This is a genomic window from Methyloceanibacter sp. (assembly GCF_051306395.1).
Lineage (GTDB): Bacteria > Pseudomonadota > Alphaproteobacteria > Rhizobiales > Methyloligellaceae > Methyloceanibacter.
Map to the genome: position 1 here is coordinate 1 of NZ_JBPPND010000070.1, position 3,616 is coordinate 3,616.

At 64.0% G+C, this 3,616-nt stretch carries 3 protein-coding genes; 1 reads left to right on the forward strand and 2 read right to left on the reverse strand.

The window, feature by feature from the left end; all coding sequences use genetic code 11:
* The coding region (locus tag ACSLE4_RS04200; RefSeq protein ID WP_435903223.1) for an OprD family outer membrane porin at nucleotides 1-1,328 on the reverse strand (1,328 nt) is incomplete at its 3' end.
* Between the two features lie 182 nt (nucleotides 1,329-1,510).
* On the opposite strand from ACSLE4_RS04200, the gene ACSLE4_RS04205 reads away from it, so the two are divergent.
* Complete coding sequence (locus tag ACSLE4_RS04205) at nucleotides 1,511-2,512, forward strand: CFI-box-CTERM domain-containing protein (protein ID WP_435903224.1); 1,002 nt, start codon at nucleotides 1,511-1,513, stop codon at nucleotides 2,510-2,512.
* 6 nt (nucleotides 2,513-2,518) lie between these two features.
* Here ACSLE4_RS04205 and ACSLE4_RS04210 read toward each other — a convergent pair whose 3' ends face one another.
* Nucleotides 2,519-3,100 (reverse strand): hypothetical protein, encoded by a 582-nt coding sequence (locus tag ACSLE4_RS04210; RefSeq protein ID WP_435903225.1) that lies wholly within the window; start codon nucleotides 3,098-3,100, stop codon nucleotides 2,519-2,521.
* Nucleotides 3,101-3,616: the final 516 nt, after the last annotated feature.

Genomic DNA, 3,616 nt, shown 5'->3' on the forward strand with positions numbered 1-3,616 from the left:
TCCACGCGAAGCCCCTGGAGCTTGCCGCGATGGGGCTCGTAGACGAAGCGGAGATCGAGCTCCTCCTGGTCGGCGAAGCCTCCGTTGGTGGCCAGATCCGGCGTCCCGCTGCCCTTGCCCCATGCGGCCTCGAACCTCACCCCTTCGAAGCCGAGCCTCTCCAAATCGTAAGAAAGCCTGACCAAATAGGCCTGCACATCGGCCTGATGAAAATTGGTCACAACCAGTGCCGTGTACGATGTGCTGTAGCCGAACGGCTTTTGAATATTCGCCTCGTCGCCGGTCTTTGATACGGCGCCGGTCAGCACAAAGCCTCGATAGCTCGTTACGATCCGCGCCGAAGTCTGATAGGTCTCGTAAGGCGCGCCCGCGACCAGATCCGCGCCCACTGTCCGCTGATCGAGAAAGTTGACGCCGGCCCGGACACTCGGCCCATCCTCGTCGTTGCCGAACGGTAAGAGATAGTCGATCTCGCCATAGGCGGTGTTGAGCCCATCCTTGATCCAATAGTTGGACGCGCCAAGATTCCAACCGTTGGCGCTGTAGCTGGCCCCCGTGATCAGGACGCCATCGTCGGTCCCCGCGATGCCGAGCCCTTCGCTGAATGAGATGAAGTCGCCCTGATCCCACGGCTTGTAGCGCGTGAGATAGGAGGCCATGTAGTCGAGCCCCGAGCGCCGTTGCTCGGGGGCGAGGACGACACCCTCGAAGGTCAAAGGGATCATCCTGATGTCGTAGGGATTGATGTAGGGCGTGCGCACGAGCTGCCGTCCCGCCGTGATCTCCTGGCCTGCCAGGCTGAGCCGTCCGTTGATCTGGCCAAGCGTCGTAACCTGATCGCCGTCCGCCGAGAGATTCTCCGTCTCGCCCGCAAAGGCATTCGCATAGAGAGGCTGCGTCGTGTAGAGCACGCCGCGGAGTTGGAAGACATCGGCGAGATAGCCTGACTGATACGCAAGCGAGCCGCCGGTGGTGAACGCCTGCGGCGCGTTGAAGCCGAACTGGTCTTCGCTGAACTCATACGTCCGGCTGTTGGCGTGCAGTTCCGAGTCGCGAAAGAAGGCGGGCGCGTTCGGCATGCGTTGGCGCCTGACCTCCTTGAGCTGTTCTTCGCGATCATCGACGTAGGGTTTTGGTCCGCGCAAATGGGCGCGCGGCTCTATAGGAACCTCGAAGCCCTCGCCGATGGGGCTGTAGGCCTCCTTGGCGCTGGAGGGAATCGGATAGTCGGTGGCGCCCTGGGCCAGGGCACGGGGCGAAAGCCCCGCGGCGAACAGGACGAGAGCCAGGGCGGCGCAAACGGCCCTGCCCTTGGTCAACTCCGCCATATTTCCACCACCCGCCGCACCCGAGGATAGCTCCCCGGATCAGGTGGGCCACGCTAGCAGATTCTAAAGAGGCTGCGAATCGGCGCACCCCCTCCTCGGCGGGCCTTGGCCACTCCCGCTAAGCCTTTCTGTTTGCTAGTCTCCGCCACGAAATTTCCCCGGCAACCCCATAAGGTCGATTCATGCTGAAACACACGCGCCGCCGCGCGCTTGTCCTCCTCCTCGCTGCTTGCGCCGGCGCCCGGCTCCTTGGCTCGGGCCAGCGCGCCTTCGCGCAGGACGAAGAGGAGGAAGACTCCGAAGAGCCGTCCGAGCCCGAATGCTACGAGTCCAAAAAGTTCGGCCCGTGGACGGCGCAGGCGAGCGATACCAGCGCCGGCGCGAGCCAGCGCGACCTTTCCCCGATCGACCCCAAGGCCTGCGATCTCGGGCTCGAGTTCCAGGTCAATACGGATTTCGACGCCAAGATCTTCGTCCAAGGCAGCGCGGAGGGCTCGCTGCCTGAAGAGTTCCTCGTCAAGCCCGAGAACCGCCTCATCGCCAAGAATGCGGACGGGACCGTCGTCGTCGTCGACGCGTTGTGCGGGAACTGCACCGACATTTACGACGACCAGGTGAGCATCGTGCTGCCGCTCGCCACCGCACCCCTCTTGCGCGATGAGAAGTCCATGGAGCTCGTGCTGAAATTGTCGGGCAAGGACGACGACTGTCGCTTCAACATCGACTGCGTGACCATGCGCCAGGCGCTCGACTGGGCCGCCGAACGCCGCGACGCCTTGGCCGAGAAGCAAGAGAACAACGAATGCACATCGCCCGAGGGCTGCTTCATCACCACGGCCTGCTGCGACGTGCTCGGTCTCGACGACGATTGTTTCGAGTTGCGCACGCTGCGCCGCTACCGCGACGACGTGCTGGCCAAGCAGCCGGGCGGCGCAGCCCTGATCGCCCGCTACTATGCATTGGCGCCTCGCATTCTGGCACAACTCCGTGCCGCCTCGGACAACCCGGCCCGCGCTCTGCTCTCCGTCTATGCCCGCTTCGTCCTGCCCGCGGCTCTCGCCGCAAGGCTAGGCCTCAACGCACTGGCCTACCGTCTTTATGTGCGGATGCTGAACGAGCTCGCGGGCACCGGCATGGCAACGGGCGCGAGAGCCGAAGCCCCCGCACCCGCTACCAACACCTAAACGGATTTAGCTGGCCGCCGTACCGTTCTCAAAGCTGAGCGGCTCGCCGATAGGCTCAAACGCCCACACCATGGCGTCGCCCGTGGCGTTGCAGAGATAGAGATCAGCGGCCTCGTTTTCCACGAAGATCGCATAGCCGGGATCGGTGCCGAGACCGTCAGGCCGGCTCGACAGCACCGTGCCGCCGTCTTCCAGGTACGCCGCGCAGACCTTCTCGGCCACCGCTTGTGGGTCATCCTCGAAGCCGCCATTGGAGGCGGGCGTGAGGCCGATCAGCTCGGGCCCGGTGCCCTCCAACAAATCGGCCGTCATCAGCGAATACGAATAGACGGAGCCCTCGGCGTCGGCATCGCACAACCAGAGTCTGTCCTTGGCGTCGCCGACCCAGACCAGGCTGAAGCCGATCCCGCTTCCGTCATCGACGGCGCCGAGCGCCTCGACCGGTTGGAACGGGTTGACCGCCGAGCAGGCCTCGATGGCTGCCGCGTGGCCGGCATCGCCGGTCTCCGCATTGGCCGGAGAAAGCACCATTGCAGCAAGCGAAAGCGCGGCAATGGCGGCGCCAAGCATCACAGATTTCGTTTTCATGTCTCAGTCTCCTCACAGAATGCCAGGGCGGGGATGCCCTTGCCTTGAGGGACAGATGGCGCGCTAGCGCCCGCATTATTGTGAGGCCCATCACTATGCCGCCGGGAGCACAGGAAAACCCAAGCCTTGCCCCATTGGTGTCGCCCGCGCGCCCCACTCACAAACTAAATCGGCATAAGCGAAAAAAGATCGGGAACCCGGACCGGGGTTCGCGCATTTGATCCGCCGGAGCGCCGAAGAAACGCAAAGGATCGCGGCGCCCCATTGACGGGATTTCAGACGGGATTTCACTTGCCGGCGCACTCAGGGGCACGAGCGCGCATCGTAACAAGGGGATCGGGGGCGTGGGCCGTACGGGCGAGACCGGCACGGGCCAGCGAGGGAGCTTTGCCAAATGACCGGTTCCACCATGCCGTTGGCTGCACAGTTCAGCAGCCATCCAGTTCACCGCGCCACCGACCTGCTGCGCCAGGCGCTCGATAAACCGCCACAAACCGCACCCGACCCGGCCGAACT